Origin of the sequence: Bacillus sp. SIMBA_154 (genome assembly GCF_046536015.1) — a bacterium.
GTDB classification, from domain to species: Bacteria; Bacillota; Bacilli; order Bacillales; family Bacillaceae; genus Bacillus; species Bacillus pumilus_P.
The window spans coordinates 1-241 of sequence record NZ_JAWJBV010000602.1; the positions used below are offsets into that span (position 1 = coordinate 1).

Annotated in this window: 1 protein-coding gene; it reads right to left on the reverse strand. The window is 46.9% G+C overall.

Features of this window, described 5'->3' with window-relative positions; genetic code table 11:
* Nucleotides 1-241, reverse strand: a 241-nt coding sequence (locus R0K30_RS23315; protein ID WP_410613384.1) for a TonB-dependent receptor domain-containing protein, incomplete at both ends; no start/stop codon positions are given.

Here is a 241-nt window from a genome sequence, read left to right on the forward strand (position 1 = left end):
AATTTCACCAGTTTGTGTTTGGCTTCTATAGTTGACGTAATCTGACACAACGACATTTTTTTGGGTAATATCAAATACCGCAAACGTTCCTTTGGTCGCACGGTCTGGAGACAGATATTTGATACCAGCTTCTAATTGATCGGCAGTGGTCGGTTCAAATGGTTCATCAGTAATGCAGGCAGGTTGCTGGTATGACCACGACCATGGTCGGCGGCATACGCGCGGCAAAGCGTATCGGTGC